This window comes from Rossellomorea aquimaris, from assembly GCF_008180865.1.
Taxonomy (GTDB): domain Bacteria; phylum Bacillota; class Bacilli; order Bacillales; family Bacillaceae_B; genus Rossellomorea; species Rossellomorea yichunensis.
Genome location: NZ_VTEX01000003.1, coordinates 252,554 through 272,026 on the forward strand (window position 1 = coordinate 252,554; position 19,473 = coordinate 272,026).

9 protein-coding genes are annotated in these 19,473 nt (G+C 38.8%); 3 read left to right on the forward strand and 6 right to left on the reverse strand.

From position 1 onward, the window contains the following. Window positions 1-287: 287 nt before the first annotated feature. The 5 genes from FZC88_RS14040 to FZC88_RS24675 form a co-directional block, all read right to left on the reverse strand. Window positions 288-788 carry a protease inhibitor I9 family protein gene (locus FZC88_RS14040; RefSeq protein ID WP_148995336.1) on the reverse strand — a complete coding sequence of 167 codons (501 nt, stop codon included), beginning with the start codon at window positions 786-788 and terminating at the stop codon, window positions 288-290. A gap of 114 nt (window positions 789-902) precedes the next feature. After that, window positions 903-1,622, reverse strand: coding sequence for a hypothetical protein (locus FZC88_RS14045; protein WP_148995337.1), 720 nt, complete (start codon window positions 1,620-1,622; stop codon window positions 903-905). 19 nt (window positions 1,623-1,641) lie between these two features. Further along, window positions 1,642-2,181, reverse strand: coding sequence for a signal peptidase I (locus FZC88_RS14050; protein ID WP_148970140.1), 540 nt, complete (start codon window positions 2,179-2,181; stop codon window positions 1,642-1,644). A 577-nt stretch (window positions 2,182-2,758) separates the two neighbouring features. Then, window positions 2,759-3,997: a helix-turn-helix domain-containing protein gene (locus FZC88_RS14055; RefSeq protein ID WP_187443390.1), complete on the reverse strand. Its 1,239-nt coding sequence runs from the start codon at window positions 3,995-3,997 to the stop codon at window positions 2,759-2,761. A 153-nt stretch (window positions 3,998-4,150) separates the two neighbouring features. Next, window positions 4,151-8,251, reverse strand: coding sequence for a S8 family serine peptidase (locus tag FZC88_RS24675; protein WP_187443633.1), 4,101 nt, complete (start codon window positions 8,249-8,251; stop codon window positions 4,151-4,153). 537 nt (window positions 8,252-8,788) lie between these two features. Here FZC88_RS24675 and FZC88_RS14065 point away from each other — a divergent pair. Together FZC88_RS14065 and FZC88_RS14070 are read left to right on the forward strand one after the other, a co-directional pair. After that, the gene (locus tag FZC88_RS14065) at window positions 8,789-12,859 is read left to right on the forward strand and encodes a S8 family serine peptidase (protein WP_148970143.1); all 4,071 of its coding nucleotides are present in this window, start codon (window positions 8,789-8,791) and stop codon (window positions 12,857-12,859) included. Window positions 12,860-13,364: 505 nt separating this feature from the next. Next, complete coding sequence (locus FZC88_RS14070; RefSeq protein ID WP_148970144.1) at window positions 13,365-13,748, forward strand: hypothetical protein; 384 nt, start codon at window positions 13,365-13,367, stop codon at window positions 13,746-13,748. Here FZC88_RS14070 and FZC88_RS14075 read toward each other — a convergent pair. Continuing rightward, entirely contained in the window at window positions 13,707-17,546 is a 3,840-nt protein-coding gene (locus FZC88_RS14075; protein ID WP_187443391.1) for a S8 family serine peptidase, read from the reverse strand. The two genes, FZC88_RS14070 and FZC88_RS14075, sit on opposite strands and share 42 nt — an antisense overlap. 1,163 nt (window positions 17,547-18,709) lie before the next feature. Here FZC88_RS14075 and FZC88_RS14080 point away from each other — a divergent pair. Beyond that, on the forward strand, window positions 18,710-19,426 hold the full coding sequence (locus FZC88_RS14080; RefSeq protein WP_148970146.1) for a YwaF family protein: 717 nt from the start codon (window positions 18,710-18,712) through the stop codon (window positions 19,424-19,426). The last annotated feature ends 47 nt before the right edge of the window (window positions 19,427-19,473 follow it).

Genomic DNA, 19,473 nt, shown 5'->3' on the forward strand with positions numbered 1-19,473 from the left:
CGTCTAAACAAGTACTATTTACCTAGTTCTTTTTTCTCAACATCCTGATAATTTCACTCCACAAAATACATTTCAATGAAATTCACACACTAGTTCTTGCATATTTGAAAATTTTTCAATTATTTAGCAATAGAACGAAAACGGATGTAATTCTTAATACCTAATCTATTTTCCCGATTTCTCTCACATTTTTTATACTATTTTCCGAAAATGATTGTAGCTTTTAAAATTAGAGAAAAAAGATAACCGGCGCACCAGACTGATTCAAGGTGTGCCGGTTATCTTTTTTACATTTGATCTGAAGGTTGGATAGGAGGATCCAATTGGATTTCCTGGTTTGGATATATCTTTGAAATAACGGAAGACCCCGTTAATCTCTTAATTTCATTTGCCGGTAATTCTATTGACACCCCATTAAAGGCTGTCTTATACCTGTGTTTGATTCGATATTTTACTTCATTATCATCCAGGAAGGCATGAAGTTCCTGTTCGAAAGCCTGATGACTTTGTTCAACGTGTTCCTTGGCTTTCTCCAAGGTCATATCCACGCCTTGAGCTTCTGCTTCTAAAACGGCGATTTGTGCAGGTTTTGTCTTAAACTCAATAATAACGGAAATAACCTTCTTACTTGAAAGGTTAATCGATGGGTCAACTTTAACTGACGAATTCATAGTCTCTTTCACCGCCTCTTCCTCGTTTTGATAGGCATTTTCCCCTATGTTCTCCTGACATCCTCCCATGTACATCATAAAGAGCAGGAAAAGGACACTCCAGTAGCACTTCTTCATAAACTTTTGATCTCCTTTATTTAAGAGTAAAAAAAAAGACAATCTATCAGGATTGTCTCCTATCGATTGCCTTTTCAAACGTTATTCGCGAAGTTATTCTATTTTAGGTGTAACTTAGTTTTTTGCACCCTCATCCATTTGCTTGGCTGTTACATTCAAATTCGATGTATAAGTAACTCCTTGATACTCATTACCGGCTTTTTCATCCAGTTTGATTGCGAAAGAAAGATCAATATATTGGTCATCATTTAATTGCCAGAATTCATGCTTCTCGCCTTCTTTTGAACCATCCCCAAGTACCATCTTGGCTTTCCCACTCATGCCTTTTGCTTTTGCAGCAGGTTGAACTTCTTCTTCCTCGACAAATCCGACAACCATTTCAACTCCAGGAGCGATCGCTTTGGACATAGATTTTACTTCATTGGTTGTCCCATTGAATAACTCATCTAAGTAGATTCTTGATTCTTCCAGAATGTCGTCTGTCATTTCTTGTCCTTCAGAGAACTTATAAGCGATATACCCTACTTTATAGGAATCTAAAGGTACATCTGCACTTAGAGACTGGTTATAGGTAGCTCGAAGATATGCATCCATATCACCTGTATTTTCAATCTTTAACCATTCACCGTACTTTAATTGAGAAGGGGCAAACCCAGTAGCTTCGATGATCTTTGTTTCCATGTCTTGTGAGTTGTTGATTTCTAATGTACCGTTTGTAATCTCTCCTGTGGCATTTGTCTCGGATGTGAACCAAGAATATGTACCAAAGCTTCCAGATACTACGATTGCTCCTACTAATGCGCTTCCTAAAAATGCATTTTTCAACTTAAACATGTCAATCCCCCATTATTTTTTATGATTTGGTAAACTCCTCTTGCTTCTTCGGTTTGATTTTTTCATAAACCGTTAAACACACATACCCTGTTAATGGAACAATAATGAATAGTAAGAAACCCATCGGGCCTTTCGTATATTGAGAAAGGAAACCAAGATTTGGAATATGAAAGAGTTCCTTCCCTACGATTTCATCTGCCGTTGTGACATCTTCATCTACCGCATTGTTATTGTCACCTTGAGTATAGAAGTGCTTTACTCCGTCTTCCCCCACAATGGAGGTGATTCTGTGAGTAATCAGGTTATTCTCCTGGTTGTAATAGGAGATGATATCTCCCTCTTTAAGATCTTCTGCATCCATCTCTCGGGTAATGATCACGTCTCCAGCCTCAAAGGTAGGAGCCATACTATTCGACAATACGGTTAACGGCTTGTATCCAAAAAAGGATAGCGGTTTACTGCTGTTCAGGCTTATGAAGATGGAAACGATGATCATCATGATGAGTAAAAAGATTACGATTGGTATGGCTTTTCTGACAATTTTCACTACTTGCTCCATTTCTCACCCTCTATTCTGGTTGTGTTGTGTGTATTTTCTCATGGAAGTAAAAGAAGTTTTTTTCTAATCAGAATTTCATTAAGATTCTGATTTCTATCTTTATTATTACACAGCTCGAAGACATAGTGTATTGGGGTTTACAAGGGGAGGAACTTCTAGGGTTATAGGTATTATTACCTAATATCTTCTAGCATTGAAATTAAAGAAGTCTATATTCTCATAAGAAGAATTCTGAAATGTGACAGAATAACCAGTCTTATATCACTATTTCAATCCCCCAAATTTGTCGGTTAGAGGCATCTTTTGTAAATTTACTGTTGGTTTAGTCTACTGATTAGAAATAAAATGCTGGAGGGCTTAATGATAACGTCCACTCTTTCTGGTTTTTTAAGGGATTAGTAGAGGTTTTGCTTCAAAAAATAAAAAACCAAGGTACTTTTTTCCCGTACTCTTGGTCTGGAAAGAATTCTATTCTACCTATATAAAGATCCTCTCTAAATTGAGGATCTATTTACAAAATATTGTCTTCCGACTTGCTTAATTTTTGGGGACGAATCCAAATTTTTCGCGGTTTCATCTAACAATTTTGAACCAATCTACTCGCATACTGGAGAGCCTTCTCTTGATTTCCTTGTTCTAAATAATGCTGATACATGGTTCTTTCATATGTTTGTAATTGTTGATGTTTTCCTTTTTCCTCTAACATAGGAATGATCTTTTCTTCAATAAATTGATAGTACTGATTTTTTTTATTCTCAAATAATAAACTCAGCATTTTGAAGAATTGATAGCTGCTTTGATCGTGGATGTCCTTTGCAATTTGACTGCCTATTTCAATTAATTGCTTGAGCTGCTGTTCGTCTTGATCTCCTTCAATGTGTAAACAGCAATAAACGTACCCAATCAGATTATTAAGATAGGTAGGAGAGTTTTTATTTTTTCCCAGTAAAGATAATGTCTTCTCATAGTACTTTTTCGCATTCTCATTGTCCCCTGCATAGGAGTGTTCATAAGCCAAATTGCTTAATAAAGCCGCCTTTTTAGAGGTTTCATTGAGAATATCACATTGTGCTATTAATCGATTATATCGATCAACGAGATCTTCAAAATTCCAAAGTTCGTTTCTTCCTTCGTTTATCAACTTGATAGTTTCAGCATCAATGACTTTTTTAAAATTATTCGTTTTCCTGAAGTAATCCAGGGCGAGTTCACTATAGTAATAAGCCTTTACTTTAAAATGAAGGTTATGATAGGCAATGGCGATCTGATAGAAAAACTCATGATTTAAATATTCTTTTTCATTGATTTCAAGCAGGTACTCCAGTGCTTTCTTGAAGTCCCCTTTCAGTACTTCTGTGATTCCCAAAAGGTGATGAAGCAAATGAATTTCATATGCGTTTAATTCTTTACGGTGTTTTTTCATTTTATCCAAAAGGATTTCTGCTTGGGTTATGTTTCCTTCCAAAAGGTAGTATCTTGATTGCAATAAGAAATATTTATTTTTCACAGATTGAATAAGGAATAATGCATTCTCTTCTACCTCATTCTTTAATCTCTCAATTTCACTTTTTTGCTGTAACACCATACTATCAAGCCATTGATCAAGTAAGCGCTCATATTTCTGAAGCGATTGCATTTCTTTTTTAAGGTCAATCCCCAGTTTCTTACTTAGCAAATGTGTGATTTCAGGGGAATATTGGGTGTTTCCACGTTCAATTTTGCTAATATGTGTAACAGAACATATCCCTTTTCCCAGTTCTTCTTGTGTTAATTCTTTTTTCTCTCTATAAAACTTTATAAGGATCCCTGAACTCAACGTTATCACTCCCAACTGATTTTATTATTCAAAATTTATTGAGATCATAGGGTGTTTTCACCAACTAAAGTACTAAGAAGGGTAGTCCTTTAAAGGACTACCCTTTCTTCTGGTTGATTACGATGATCACCATGATGTTGTGGAATGTAGCTGTTAAGGATTAATTCCCAATTCATCTTTAATCGTGTCTATCGTTTTACCATTCACTTCTGATTGAGGACTTGGTGTATCAAGAACAAAGTCGTTTTCTGATAAATAATACTTTTCAAGAAGGGTAAAGTCTTGTTCATCTGTCGTACCATCAAAGTTTATATCTGTATTTCGATAGTCTGTTCCCCAATGCTCTTGCAGCAGTAATGCATCATGGATATCAATGGCATTATCTTTATTAATATCCCCTGGCTTTGATACAGCTGTTCTATAAGAAATCCATTCTCCGATATCTATACCATTCTCTTCTCGACCAACCTCAAGCGGGGTATATGTCGTATAGTGTCCTGGGATATCAATGATCATGGTATATTTCTTCTTTGTTATTGGGAGTTTATCGAAATAAATGACTCCATTTGGTTCTAATCTCGCTGGATAAATGGTCCCTTTTGTATCTTTTAATTGAACAGTTGCTCCTACAGTCGAGTAATCTCTACTGTGATCCATTCCACCTTTGTCTGTAAGCAGTCCTTCTGCACCTAAATATCCCGCATCCACCTTTGAAAACGCTGGATAAATGGGGTGAAGTCCGATTTTCGTTTGAATTCTAGGACCATGATTCACCTGCATTGTAGAGTTACTGAACAGGGGAGAATAAATATTTCTAAACTCATCTGAACTGGTATCTGCTACGACCTCAAATAAAACAACATCTCCAGAGACTCCTTCGTCAGGAATAGTAATATCGATGATCGTCTTGGTAGTTCCTGGAGTAGTCGTTGTCTCTACTAATTCTGACCCTTCTGGCAGATCAGCCCCTAATTGGAAATCAACAGAATCATCAAAGTATTTATTTTGATAATTGAAGGTCATAGATAAATGCTGGGCATTTTTCAAATTATTAGCATAGAAGGTATACTTAATTTTATCTCCCATTTGATAAGACTCTTTATCTGGTTTTGCAAATATATACTGTGATCCTTCTTTTGCATAATAAACAACCTTTGGCACCGCAGTATTTCCTGCATAATCGGCACCAAGATATTGCATTTCCCTTATGGAGCTTGTTCCAACATTCAATTCTTTTGAAAACTTTCCATTTTCATCTACTTCAAGTTGGTAATTCGGGCCAGTTGGACCGTACCATATGTTGTTACTTGCCGGAGTTAATGACATACCTGCTTTTTGGGTTTCACTCATTTCCGGATCCACCAAAGTACCTGATAATGTTACTGTATCTTGGCCTGTTGGCAGTTCAACAATTGGAAGATCTCCTTTCGGTAGTGCATTTGTCTCATCAAAACTAATTTTCGGCGCGCCATTATCAAGGCTAATAGTCGACGTTTTAGCATACTGTCTGCCATCCTTCGTCGTACCGATCATTTTGACTTCATATATGCCATCTTCTGCCCTTATTCTTGTATAGCTGATTGGCTTCTTTTCATGTCCAGTTAGCGGGTAATAATACCCTGCAAATCCATCATCAATGAAATAATCATAGTCAATCGCCGCTCCTGTTGCATTCACTCCTGTAATCCAGCCCAATTCTGCTTTCGTTTCCGGGTCAACTAATACCCAGTCCAACCTTTCCATTGGCGAGTTTAATCTGAAATCAAGATCAGTCGCCTTTCTGCTGTAAAGATTTTTCACACGGTTTGTCGAAATACTCGGTGTATATACTTCAAAGTGCCCAATTCCTTCCTCCACTACCTTTGCCCCAAATGGAATACGGTAGATTTCTTCTGGATTCTTCTGGTTCTTAATTACAATATACCCTTCATAGGTCCCTTTTTGGGCTGATTTCGGAATCGTAAGGAATGCATTGAAGCGTTCCTCTTTATTTTTCTTTACTTTAATCGAGCCGGGAACATTCAGTCTTACACCGTTTTTCTCTGCATCCAGTGACCCTGATGCTTCCGCTCCAACATTATACTCAACGGAAATAGCATATTTATTGTTTTTATCACTATTATTTGTGATTGATAGATTCGTTGTTTTGGTGATGTGTTCATCCCCCATCGGTATGAAACCGTAGCTTAGGGCACCGGTTTGTTCCGGGATGATTACTTCTTCCCCATTTTCAATAAATGGCGTTTCATCCAGAACAGAAATCATTGTATCAGAGTGGATCGCCTGCATTGGATCTACTCTTCCAGCTCCCACTTCAAATACGCTATATTGATTTTTCAAGGGATCGGCGGTATTCATTAACACAGATTTAATATCACTTGGCTTGTATCCGGGATGTGCCTGAAGTAACAATGCTGCAATACCAGCCACTTGAGGTGACGCCATTGATGTCCCAGATAATCGTTGGTAGGCATGCGAATAATCCGTAGTATCTTCTTTATTTTGAACATAAGCGGGAACGGTTGATAAAATATTCACTCCTGGTGCAGTCACTTCTGGCTTGATATCATATAACGTTCCTGAAGGGCCCTTCGAACTAAAGGAAGCCAGCTCGTCTCCACTGATTTCTGCTTTCCCTACTTCACCAAGAGTAATCCTAGGTGTACCTTCCTTAAATAGCTCTTTTACTTCTAATCCGGCATGGTTTGATAACGAAAAAGTAGGGATATTATCGTTACTTTCACCTAGATAATGTGGAATATGGCCTTCGTCTGGATTATTATTATAAATCACAACACCAACCGCGCCATTTTGTTTTGCATAGTTCATTTTTTCAATGAGGGCATAAGTACCTCTGGCAACAAAGGCCACTTTCCCATTGACATCTTTCCCGTTGTAATCAGCTGGTCCGCCTTCTCCCACTTCGACCATTTCAAAGCTTTGTCCTTGGAGGTTACTAAACTCATCCGTCCATTTGTTGGTCATTAATTGAAGGTTTCCGTCCAGCTCCTTGCCTTCTGCTGAAAACGCACCATCATAAGTGGTGACAAAAGATGGAGCAGAACTTGCGCCCACTGTCAAAGCAAGTGCGGCAGCACCAGGCGAACCTAATGTACTATTCCCAAGATCTCCTGAGTTCCCGGCAGCTACGACTGCCGTTACGCCACTTAACACGGCATTATCGACCGCTAAGCTTGAAGCATCCAAAGGATTGTTCGTTTGTGCTCCAAGTGATAGATTAATGACATCCATCCCGTCTGCAACGGCCCGGTCTATTCCGGCAATGATCGCGCTGTTCGATCCACTTCCATATGGACCTAATACACGATAAACGTTCAATTCTGCATCAGGGGCCACTCCTATGACCTTATAATCAGAATCATTTTCAGCTTGGCCAACGATTGTCCCTGATACGTGTGTCCCGTGTTCTGTGTAGTATGTGTTACCTTGGTTTACTTCCGGGTATCCAGCAGCCGCTTCCCAATCCTCATACGTTGTTTCCATCGGGTCATCATCATTGTCTACAAAGTCATATCCACCTTTATAAGCATCTTTTAAATCCGGGTGATGATAATCGATCCCTGTGTCAATAACCCCAACTTTCACTCCTTCACCTGTAAACCCTTCTTTATGTAACTTGTCGATATTCATGAAGGGAATACTATCCACTTTGGTCGTTGTCCCTTCTTCCACTGTTGATTTAGGTGGAGGAGTGAGCTGAACCTCTAATTCGCTATATATAGCTTTTACAACGTTTGAGTCTAATAGATTTTCAACCTTATTGGCTGGTAGAGTGATGGCCACTCCATTAAGCGCATTCTTATAGGAGTGTTTGAGCTCGTAGTTATCTTTCCCGGATTTTGTCTTTTTCACGAACTTCTCATCCAGGTCTTTCTTGAATTTTTCATGGGACTCTTCCACTTTTTTCTTTGCCTTTTCAAGAGAAACTTCTTCACCCTTGAGGGACTTTTGAATTTGCTCTGCCTTTGCAGGAAGCTGTTCAAATTCGACAATAACGGTTATATCTTCATCACTTTTTAAATCTATTTCCCTCGACAATTGAAGTCCTCTCAATGTTCGGTTGGCCTCTAATTTATCAAGTGCTTCACGCTGCTCTTTCGAAAGATCCGCAAGTACGTTCATGGCATTAGATCCTGATTCTGCTTGTACAACTGGGTCAAAACCGATTGGCCCCGTTGCTCCCAACAGAAGTCCCATGCTTAGAGCAACCTTAGGAAATTTGCTATTTCTCATCATTTTTTACCCCCTATTTATACTACTTATAATTATATTGTCGAATCTTCATGATGTCATTTGGGGGAATTTAGTCCATTTACAAGAGAAGATCTTAATTATTTTTCCTTCTAATGAGTAGGAGAATACTGAAAAATCGATATTTTCAGAGTATTAAACGAAAAAAACAAACCTTTGCACTAAGACCTTGTAACCATACGAATTGGGCAATATTGAAGATCCTTGACAAAACAGCTACCTAGACAAGGCACATAGAAATACCATTAATCTACTACTTTCGTTAGATCGGATAATACGAATTAACATTTGGGAAAAACAAGACTATCAAATGAACTAAATCATTTTAATAACTTTCAGCCTAAAACATGAAAATACACAAAATAATAAATCGAATTACCCAGAATTAAAGACACATCCGTTGCTCATCGTTCTCTAAATTACCCCAATACATTCCCCATTATATTTATGAGATGATTTTTATAATAGTAAGAAAATTCAATCTACTTACTAAATACCTATCAAGGAGGAGTGTATCATTTGGACAAGAGCAAGTTAGTAAAAAAAGCAGCCACAGCCGGACTGTCATTGGGAATGGTATTCAGCACAATATCCTATTCCCCTGAAAGTGCATTGGGTGAGACAGTCGAAAAAACTCTCGTTTCTCATACGGAAATGCTCAGTAAACTTACTGATACCCAAAGAATGGCCTTAAAGAACTTAGAATTAAACGACAAAACAGGGCTGCAGTTATCCCCTGATGTCAACCTTGATACCGATGAAAAGACTTCTATTATTGTGGAGTTGCATCAGAAGCCGGTCAAAGCGGCTCAACTTCAAGCAAGCTCAGAAGGAAATAAGCTGACAAAAACAGATGCTAAGAATGCTATTGACAAAGAGCAAAAGAAGTTTAAAGAAGAACTTGGGGAAATATTCAAAAAGGAAAAGGCCAAAGAGAAGTCATATAATATTAAATATCATTATACTGAGGCGTTTAATGGGGTTGCGATCACCTTACCAGCAAATAAAGTAAAATCATTATTACAAACTCAAACTGTAAAGACGATTTGGGGGAATGAAACATTTAAAATTGATCCACCTACTTCAACTGAAGTAACAAGTCTCGGTATTTCAACTAGAATGGCAGATAGCAATCCATACCTTGGAATTGACCGACTGCATGAAGAAGGATTGACAGGTAAAGGACTTAAAATTGGTGTCATAGATACTGGAATAGATTATAATCACCCTGATTTAAGAGAAGCCTATAAAGGTGGATATGACTTTGTAGATAATGATGAAGATCCAATGGAAACAACCTACCAGGACTGGGAAAATGCTAAATTCAAACCAGAATTTTCAGTGGGACATTCTTATTATACGGAACACGGTACCCATGTATCTGGAATCATTGCCGGTCAAGGTACAAATGAGAGTGACTATGCCACAAAAGGCGTAGCTCCTGATGCAGACATTTATGGGTATAGAGTGCTGGGCCCATATGGCAGCGGGACCACAGAAAATGTGCTAAAAGGAATCGACCAAGCTGTAGAAGATGGCATGGACATCATTAACCTATCATTAGGCGCTTCCATCAATGATCCCTATTTTCCGACCAGTGTCGCGGTTAACAATGCCGTCCTTAGTGGAGTAACGACAATCGTAGCTGCAGGAAATTCAGGGGATGCACCCTATACTCTTGGATCACCAGGATCTTCTGCACTGGCATTAACGGTTGGTGCAAGCGATACTCCCCTTGATATCATTACATACGAAGGTCAGCTTTCATCGCAATCTGTTACCCTACAGTTATTAGGAAAACACTATAGTAATAAAATAGAAGATTTCGAAGGCCAGGCACTGCCAATCGTAGAAGTGGGTTTAGGAAGGTCTGATGATTATTCCGGGAAAGATGTGCATGACAAAATCGTTCTTGTAAGTCGCGGGGAAATTACGTTGAATGACAAGATCAAATATGCAAAGCTAAATGGGGCTAAAGCGATCATGATCTACAACAATAACGAAGAAGAAGGGCATATCCCTTACTTCCTGGGTGAAAATAAGGATTTCATCCCAACATTCAGTTTAACAAAAAGCGATGGAGAAACATTACTTGAAAAACTCTCAAATTCTGAAGACTTCATGTTTAATAAAATCGCCACCGTTCAAACAGAGGGTGATCATCTAGCCGATTTCAGCTCAAGAGGACCTTCTAAATTTAATTATGATATCAAACCTGAAGTGACAGCTCCTGGAGTAGGTATTCAATCCACTGTTCCATCTTACATGATAAATCCTGAGGATGTGGACAACTATGAATATGCGTATCAGCGATTATCAGGGACATCCATGGCTGCTCCTCAAGTAGCCGGGATCGCTGCCCTCCTATTAGAATCCAATCCGGATTTACAGCCAGAAGACATAAAAACACTATTAATGAATACGGCTGATCCGTTAAACGGGGATTATAGCGTATTTGAAGTGGGTGCAGGGAGAGTCGACCCATATGAAGCGATTCATTCATCCATACAATTCCAGGTAATCGATGAAACAACCAACATTGCAAATGGAGAAGAAGTCATCATTGTTGAGAAAACAGGCTCCATCAGCTTTGGCCTCCAATACAACGATGGGAAACATATTCGTGATCAGCGCACAATACAAGTAAGCAATCATGGCAAGGAAAAGAAAACCTTCACAGGAAAGGTTGACTTTACAAGTCATTCCCTTGATGCAAACAAGAACGGTGTTCAGGTTGTATTGGATAAGAAGATCTCGGTTAAACCCGGAAAATCCAAGAAAACCAATGCCTTTGTCATGATTCCAAAAACAGCAGATCAAGGGTTTTACGAAGGATACATCACCTATGAAAATGAAAACGATGCAGATGAAATCTATCAAATTCCGTTTTCGATCCGTGTTGCTGGGGAAGGATTTGACTTCTTAGTATTTGATAAACAAGTATTAACCACTAATCCAGGAAGCTATTTTGGATTTTTACCTGTTGCTGCCTTTGGTTTCCAGCTAAATTCCAACGTAGAGCAAGTGGATGTTGTGTTAGCAGATGGAAAAACAGGTGAAGATATTGGATATGTCGGAAACTTCGATGGAAGTGACTTACAAATCGGTATCCCATATGGACTATACGGATATGGCGGGAATTATTATCCGTTTACAGGAGATGAGGATTATCCCGTCCACCTAAAGGAAATGTTCGCCAAACAAGGACACTATAAATTGAAATTTATTGCAACGAATGAAAATGGCAGAACCTTTACTGAAGAAGAAGACATTTTTGTCGATAATACGAAACCAGAATTTAAAACGAGTATTGATGATAACCTTGTTTATGAATTCTCGGAAGGTCAAGAATCCTACCCAGTAACCGGAACATTATTTGACAAGGAAGTAAAGGATATTCAAGATGCAGGTATTGACATTAGTCAGGCAGATAATTTCATCTATGAATATTTGTACGCGATGCTTCCTGAATATAGAATCTTCCCCGATGAAGATGGTACGTTTGAAATGGATATCCCTCTTGTCAGACAGACATATAATATAGCAGCATTGGATGCTCTTGATGCTGCGACGAACAAAACGGAAAAAAAGACGTATCATTTTCTTCCTGAAGGTACTTCCTACATGACAGGAACCTACGATAAGAAGTCCGCTAAACCTGGAGACACTGTTACATTTACGATGACAGCCAACAATGTAAAGCGATTAAAAGAAGCAAAGTTCACTTTATACTATACTGACTCGATGGAAATTCTCGATATTAAAAAAAATAATGCGTTATCCGGTTACGATGTAGATGTACAAACTGATATGTCTAGTGGTTCAGTTTCTAATGCAAAGGTGGACCTAATCCTAAACGGAGATCAGGAGATTACAGGAGAACTTCCACTGTTGGATGTGACATTTAAAGTAACCGATAAGATATGGACTGATTATGCAGGATTTAACTTTACCAGTAATCGATACATTGACACGAATGGAGATACCATCACGGCACAAGGATATATTGAAGGGTTGAAACTGCTCAATCAAACCGGTATCATCAGTGGGGGATTTGTCGGTCAAGGTTTCTTAAATCCTGACACTTCCGTTGATTTTTCCAGAGACTATACGAAAGTCGGTGCTTCCGTTGCGTTGATTAGTCCAAACGGAAAAGAATACACAGCTGGAATTACTAATAGAGCAGGCTTCCGTTTCGATAACATACCTGTAAATCCTGAACCATATACACTAAAAGTGAATATCCCGGGTCACTTCACATATTTTAAAGAGATCATGGTGAATAAAGAGGAAGATGGAGAAATTACCGGGACATTGACATCCATCACTGCGTTTACGTATTCAGGTGACGTGAATCAAGACGATGTCATTGATATATTCGATGCGCTATATTTGAAAGAAAAATGGCAGACTGATGATCGTTCTGCTGATATCAATTTAGATGGTATTGTCGATCAGAAGGATTGGAGTTATGTAGAAATGAATTATCTAATGAGAAACCATACATTGGATGAATTAAAGGATGCTGTTGAAAGTCATCAAGGTATGACACTGGAGAAAGTGAAGAAGGAATTAGGTATTACAGACTAATGTAAGAAAACCGTACCCGTGAACTAATGTTCGCGGGTACGGTTTTTGTGTAAGTGAATAATAAAGGTATTTCTTGAATCAATGATATAGTCTATTACTCTAATGAAAAAAGCCAAGAACATCCTTAATTGAAGGCTATTCTTGGCATATAAATTAATGTTAAACCGTAATTCTCTTCGAATCGGACGTTAACGATAATCCGGTCTCATTTGTACCCGTCACGGTCACTAGTAGTCTCCGTCTGGATATTCTCTTTGAACCCAGTTGCCACACTCTTACGTTTGTTCAACACTAGGTGAGACAGAATCCAGACTACAAGGAATTTTCGTTTGTTGAGGCTCAGCTCCCTCATAATTCAACGTACTCCAAGCTTCTCTCTGTTCTTTCGAAAGACTTGACAAGCTATCCTTTGCACTAGAATGAGATTGTGCATGTCCGATAGACTCGGAGCCTAAAGGTACCACTGCCCGACAAGCAGGAAGTGCTTCAGGATAACACTTATTCTGTGAAGCATCTTTACCAGATGACTCTGCCACAGCCTATGATTGATACAGTACTGAAAATCTCCACTTTCATGGAGCGTTACCCTAAGAACCCTGAAGATAGATTACCGCACCCTACAGTTGCAATTAAGATGGCTTCCGAAGCTAAGGAAAAGAGCAAGGTTGTAGGGGCCAATAAAACTCAGTGGCAAGTAACGGGAGATGTACAGCCTTTACCTTTACACGATAAAATTCCGTATTGGATTTATTACCGTATCTTTGACAGAGAGTATTTTGCTGAAGTAGAGCTTAATTTATACTTAAAAGCCAGGAATCTCCTTTTCGGGATTCCTGGCTTTTATTTTTTAGTGCTTTACTGTCATTTTCTTCGGTTCGGATGTCAGTGACAATCCATTTTCATCTGTTCCGGTAACCGTTACAAAGTAGTCTCCATTTGGATACTCTTCACCTGGGTACCACTTCAATCCGTATATTGAATGCTCATTTTCGATATCGGTATACTCAATCATATTCCCTTCTGAGTCAGAGATTTCAATATGCCAGTCCAATCGCTTGTAACCAAAGATGATCATCGAAGCTGGTTTATTTTCGTTGATGTTGCTTCCGGATACATGCAAGAAATTGATGAATGGATCTGCGTGAAGCAATTCTTTGTTGCCCCAATAGTTAACTCCAACATTCTGTACACCGTCAATTGCTTGTATCATCACGATTTCCGGTCTTTCATCAGATATATACTCCATTGCCCCCGCCTCAAGTGATTTTCTCTTACCATTCACCCAAAGCATACTTCCTTTATAACCTGTGTCTTCTTCTTTTACATTCCAGGTAATTTTATAGTTGCCGTCTTCTTGTTCTTCCACTTGGATGTTTTCTACTTGAGGTCCAGCGGCATCGATTTTAATAGGGATTTTTGTCTGCTGCGGTTCTGCACCTTCATAGTTTAAAGTACTTTCATACACATAATAATAATCACCATCAGGAAGGATGTTCCCATCATCATCCCTTCCGTCCCATAACAAGCCATCAAACCCGTAATAGAAGTTTCTGTAAGCCATGATATTTTTGCTAAAAGCGAGAGGACCGCCGTCTTCTGAGTACTCACTGAAATCCGTAATATTCGCGACGGTATCTCCGTCTTTATCTTGAACACTTAATGACATTTCCTTCAGATTTCGGAAAGCTGTAAAAGAAGGATAAATACCTGTCACAATTGAGTTCGGTGAATAACCAATCTGTTCAGGATTGAATTTGCCAGTTTTGCTATCATAGCCAATTGGCAGTTCCAGCAGATCATTCCAAAGAACAGTGTATGGAAGATAAGCATCTCCATTTATCGGACTTTCATCGATGTTGTCAAGTGAATCCCAATCTCCGTAGAAGCCCATATAAGGCATTGTTAAAGAAGGTGTCTCTTCGTTCTTAGGTACAAGTCTTACAAATCCTTCTACGAACTGATTGTCACGGAATTCCTCTGGAAGTTCTACCGAAACGTTTAATTCTACGTCTTTGTCTTTCATTGAAATGGATGTTCCGTTTTGATCGCTTACCTTCTTACCATTGACTTTAACGGATGCGTTCACTACTGGTTCGCTGGACAAAGTAAGGTACTCGTTGCTTTTGTCGACATTACCATCTTTGTTAAGATCGAATTCCTTGATCACAGTACCATCTTTTAATACATCAACATATACGTCATATTCAGTCGGTTTTGCTACTTTAACAGCAAATGGAACTTGGTATTTCTCCGTATCATCTTCTTCATTTATAAGCGTGATGTATCCTTCGTAAATACCTTCTCCAGCAGTTTTTGGTACAGATAAGAAAACATTTGTCTTCTTCGACTTTCCAGCCTTCACTTTTACCTTGTTTGAAACGGAAAACTGTACGCCATTCTTTTCCGCGTCATTGGAAAGCTCCGTATATTCAATGGATGACGTAAACGTCTTATCCTCTGAACTTGAGTTTGAAATTTCTAGTTGAGCATGTTCACGGATGTTGGACCCTTCTAAATACTTCGTCTCAAAGTTTAGATTTTCCATTGATTTATTACTCACATTGATGGAAATTTCAGAATCCTCTGGGTTTACCGATGCTTCACCATCTTTGAATACGCTGAACTCGTTGCCTTTCAATGGTTCTACATTTAACGAAAAATTAAATTTGTTCTCTACTTCTTTTAATGCAACAGAAGCTGCCTGCTCAAGCGGTGCTCCATTGTTTTTCAAGAGATAAGGCGTTTCCACTGCCTGTTTAATTTTCATAAGGCCGGATCCCTGGCGTCTTGGTGAATATGGTATGTTTTCACCATTCGGATCTTTTAAAATTTCAGACGTGTTCATTAAAGCCATTTTAGCTTTCAATACGGTTTCTTCATTTTTTGGAAGTCCCAACTCCTGATAGTATTTCTGCAGAAGTAGTGCAGCCCCTCCCGCTACTTGCGGACTGGCCATGGAGGTACCGCTCATCGCCTCATATTGATTATCCAATACGGTTGATGTAATTTTTCCGCCTGGAGCAGTGATTTCCGGTTTGAAGCTCAAGTCTGTCGGTGCCCCGTAAGAAGAGAAATATGACATTGGTTCTGTTGCCGGATTCTGTACCCACATGCCTTCATCTGAAAGCTCAACTGTAATCGTTTCACCGTTTTGAAGTGTTTCCATCAGTGTGTTTCCTGACTTCAGCTCAGTCGTGACAGCCGGAATGGAGTTGCTGGAGAAAATAAGATTAGGATAATCTGATGATTCATCTGGCGGGATTACAATAAGTGCTGCCGCTCCCTTTCCTGCAACTCTAAACTGAAAAGGTGAATAAGTAGAATAAGTATCCCCTGGTTTAACAACCGCGATCTTGCCTTCAAGATCTACCCCTTCCAATTCTTCTTTGTTAGCTTCACCCACAAAAACAAGCTCATAATCTTTACCAGCTTCCAGACCTTCGATTAATTTCTTTGAATTTGATTGGTTCTGGTAACCGAGCATGGTTCCATCGTTAAGCTCTAATGATTCGACTCTCATTAATTCATTTTCGGAAGATGCTACTTGAAGCGCAGAAGGTGTGATCCCCGGGTCACCCACTACCCCGATATCCGGATTTTTCGCCAATGGAAGTTCAGTATTCGGCAGTAAGTTCTGCTTCGTGCTGTAAGAAGAATTACCGGCGGAAGCGACCACAAGAACACCGTTATCAGTCGCATACTCGACTGCCCGCTGAACCGGATCATTCGGGTCAACAATTCCTGCATCAGATCCCAAACTCATATTAATGACATCTGCGCCGACTTCCACTGCATGATAGATTCCAGCTGCAATGTCATCGTCGTATGCGTATCCTTGAGTGTCCGAAAATACTTTTTCAGCAATCAACTGGACATCCGGTGCCACACCGACTGCTTTTTTCTGAGATTCTTCAAATGCACCTACGATACCGGCGACATGGGTTCCATGGGAACTACTTGCCGGGATGACATCGGTATCTTTGTCCGCCCAGTCATAACCTGTAGGGACTTTATCGGAATACCAGATGTCGTTTACTTCTGTTTCATTCAGTGTTGACTGGATATTTTCTTCATTATATTTCGCGTGTTCTTTCCCATTTTCGGTAAGCTGCAGAGCTTCGTGCCTGTGATCTATGCCCGAATCTACGATAGCCACGATCATTCCCTCACCTGTGTAATTGTATTTCGTCCACACATTCATCGCTTCAACAAGTTCATTGCTGTTTATATCGTGGTGCTCATAGGTTTTCGCAATGCGGATATCTTTTACACCATCAACCTTCTTGATTTTTTCCGCTTCCTCTATGGTTGTCTCCATACTGAAACCGTAAAAACCTTCAGAATATGTGTGGATAATTTCAGAACCGCCACTTCGTTTTTTCATGAAAGTGCCCTTTACTTGCTCAACCTTTTGTTCAGGCTTATCTTTTTTTTCTACATCGACTTCTACTATCAGTCTGATATTCTCTTTTGGATCAAATTTTTCTGATTTCTGCCCGTAAAGAGGATGACCTATAGCACTATCTTTCCATAGGTTATCTACCTCAGCCTTTGCCTCCTTTGACAGAGGAATTGCCTGTCCTGCATGTCCATTCTTATTTGGCAGTTCAAATTCCGCCCCGGCCGGTGTTGCGATGCTTCCGGCAATCAAAGCGGACATACCAATTGCAGATAATTTTTTCTTCATGGAACTCTTCATCCTCTCACCCTTTATTTATATTTTTTATGAAGATTCATAGATGTTTTAGAGACAGCTGTTTATCCCCCTTGAAATCCCCCCTTTGTTTTAGGCTCACTTAATTCAATTCTATTAGTATCGAAATATCCCTATTGGGGGATATTTTCTGTATATTCTGTCGAAATCCAGCCTATAGTTCAATATCAACCGGAGAGAATAGTTGATTTTAAGCCTTGGAAAGTGAAAAAAGGCGGATAATATAATTTAATAATTGGGGGGAATTACTTGATTCAGTCTTGAAATATTAGTTCGAAGGAAGTATACCGTGAAAAATTTGAGGAAAATTACCTATCACAGATACACTTGATGAAGGATCTTAGAAGTAGATTAGGATTATGCCAGTACAGCATAGTCCCTAGCAATCACTTAATATTGCTGTTTGAAACAAGATGCGCCAACTATCAGTATAAGATATAGTTAACAGATGTATGCTATGTGATTTGAAATCTCCGTGATACATACCGCTTATACCTTCGTGTCAACCTTCCCCCACCTTTTCTATCATTTCAGAAATAGTGAGCACCTCTTTTACACCCTCTACTGAAATCGACATTTTCCTATTGGGGGAAAATAAGAGAAAATTTAATAAATAATTGGAATTTTTATCCTTGAATGCTTCATTAAATGTTTATATTTCACCTGTTGACAATGGCAAAAGAATGAAGAAACAATAAGTTTATCGGGAAAAACCCTCGAATCGTTGAGGAAAAAGGAAAAATGATAGGATAAGGGATATAAGACGCTGGGTTTAAATCGAAGAAAAAAGAATCGTTTGAGTCGACCTTATCATACACTCGACTTTTCCTATCCACTTTACCTCTTTTCTAAAATAAAGTGCCGGTCACTAGGATCGGCACAATGAATCATTCTGTTATTTAATGGACACGTTCACTTCCTGGGCTTTTTTCTCTTTCAGTCGACTTCGAAATATTGTTTAGATTTTTTCTTTTTTCACCTTTTATTTTACCCTCAGGAAACTCCACAAAGTTTAAATTTGCTTTTACCTTGATCTCACCTTCAATATTTTAGTTAAAAAGCATAATAGCCGTATAAAAACCTTCCAAAAAGCACACCATAAGTTTGCTCTATATTTAAACTAGGGGTGGGAAATCATGGATTGGTTTGGCCACAGTCATCAATCTTTCCATTTTAGCTTGTTTTCTGTAAGTCACGTTGTTACGTTATCAATCTTTATTCTTGTTGCAGTCATCATTTTTCTATACCGAAAAAATTTGAATGATAGTAAATGGAGAAGTATTGAAAAAGGAACTGCTTATTCCTTGATTTTAATGGAGATCATGAATCATGTATGGATGTATGTACATGGAGTATGGAAATTCGGCCGTTCCATGCCTTTAGAGTTGTGTAATATCGCTGTCATTTTATGTATCTGTTTACTATTGACCAGAAAAAAAATATTCTTTGAATTATTATTTTTTATTGCTGTTTTAGGTGCGACACAAGCAATCATTACTCCCGCATTGACATATGATTTCCCTCACTTTCGATTTCTTCACTTTTTTTATTCCCATTTGTTCGCCGTATGGGTAACGTTGTATTTTACGTTGGTAAAAGGGTATCTCCCAACATTCAGGTCGTTTACAAAACTTATTGTCTTTATTAACCTCCTAATGCCGATCATCTTGTTTGTAAATAAGCAGGCAAACGGAAATTATTGGTTTTTACGCCACAAACCAAAAAGCCCAAGCCTATTTGATGTACTGGGACCGTATCCATGGTATATCTTAACTCTTGAAAGTGTCTTAATTGTAATTAGCGTGATTACATGGCTCATCTTACGAAAAATGCGGGGAACGATCTCAGCCTGAAACAAGACAATGATTCTATTTGCACAGTGCTAAAAAAGAGATCTTTG